At 39.2% G+C, this 1,325-nt stretch carries 1 protein-coding gene; it reads left to right on the plus strand.

Annotation, left to right across the window (positions count from 1 at the left end):
* Nucleotides 1–125 precede the first annotated feature (125 nt).
* Nucleotides 126–1,289 carry an IS4 family transposase gene (locus WKT20_RS17980; RefSeq protein ID WP_340417859.1) on the plus strand — a complete coding sequence of 388 codons (1,164 nt, stop codon included), beginning with the start codon at nucleotides 126–128 and terminating at the stop codon, nucleotides 1,287–1,289.
* The last annotated feature ends 36 nt before the right edge of the window (nucleotides 1,290–1,325 follow it).

Below are 1,325 nucleotides of genomic sequence, written 5' to 3' on the forward strand. Positions count from 1 at the left end.
CACTACTGTCCCGTAAAAGTGGATAAATAGTTCTTTGAAATTATTGAAATATAGTCACTTACATGGTTTTTTGAAATGAAACGGACTTGATTTTGCAACTTTGCAGTCTAATATAAATAGCTGCTATGTTCCAAGACAAATACGTATTCTCTCAACTAACCGCTTTTCTGAACAGAACTCAGTTCAACAATTATGTTCGCAAGTATGATGGCAACCGATATGTGAAACATTTCACTTTCTGGAATCAGATGCTTGCGATGATGTTTGGACAACTGAGTAACCGTGAGAGCCTGCGAGACTTAATCGTTGCTTTCGAGGCGCATAGGGCCAAGCAATATCATCTTGGAGTAGGTCGTGAACCAATAGCCAAGACAACTCTTGCGACAGCCAACCAGAACCGTGATTACAGAATTTTTGAAGAATTTGCATTCTATATGATGAAAGAAGCCTGCGAGAAGCGGACTACCAACATCCTTGACATTTCCGGGAAGAAATATGCGTTTGATTCAACAACCATTCCGTTGTGTCTAGCCACATTTCCATGGGCAAAGTTCCGAAGCAAGAAAGGAGGAGTGAAAGTTCATGTCTTATACGACATTGAAGCACAAGTTCCTGCTTTCTATACTGTAACCACTGCATCAAAGCACGATTCTACAGCAATGTCTTCAATCCATTATGAGCCAAATGCTTATTATATATTCGACAGGGCTTATGACTCCTTTAAAGAACTCTATAGGATACATCTTACAGACTCTTTCTTTGTTGTCAGAGCCAAGACGAACTTAAAATATAAGACTGTCAAATGGAAGCGAAGAATGCCAAAGAATATAATGACAGATGCGGAAGTGAAACTGACCGGATATCTCTCCGAAAAGAAATATCCTGAGTCATTAAGACTCGTAAGATATTACGATGAAGAAGATAACCGTGAGTTCACTTTTCTGACGAATGCGAAACAACTTTCTGCACTGGATGTCGCCAATCTTTATAAGAAAAGATGGTTAATCGAACTGTTCTTCAAATGGCTCAAGCAGCATCTCAAGATAAAGAAATTCTGGGGTACAACAGAGAACGCTGTTCGCATACAAATTAGTGTGGCAATTATCACATACAGTCTTGTGGCTATTGTCCAACATGATATGAATTTGAAACGCTCAACCTATGAAGTCTTGCAGATTCTCAGCATATCATTGACTGACAAAACCCACTTGCATGACCTGTTCGACAAGACTAATTTCAATGATGTCAAAGATCTAAATGATCCCCTAATTCCGGGGCTATTTGATTAATTGTTTAACTCGTCCCATTTTAACGGGACACTAATG

Origin of the sequence: Phocaeicola sp. ICN-14070 (assembly GCF_037892625.1) — a bacterium.
Classification (GTDB): domain Bacteria; phylum Bacteroidota; class Bacteroidia; order Bacteroidales; family Bacteroidaceae; genus Phocaeicola; species Phocaeicola plebeius.

Coding starts and splice junctions, on each gene's coding strand:
- WKT20_RS17980 (WP_340417859.1), top strand. CDS start 126: ATGTTCCAAGACAAATACGTATTCTCTCAACTAACCGCTTTTCTGAAC.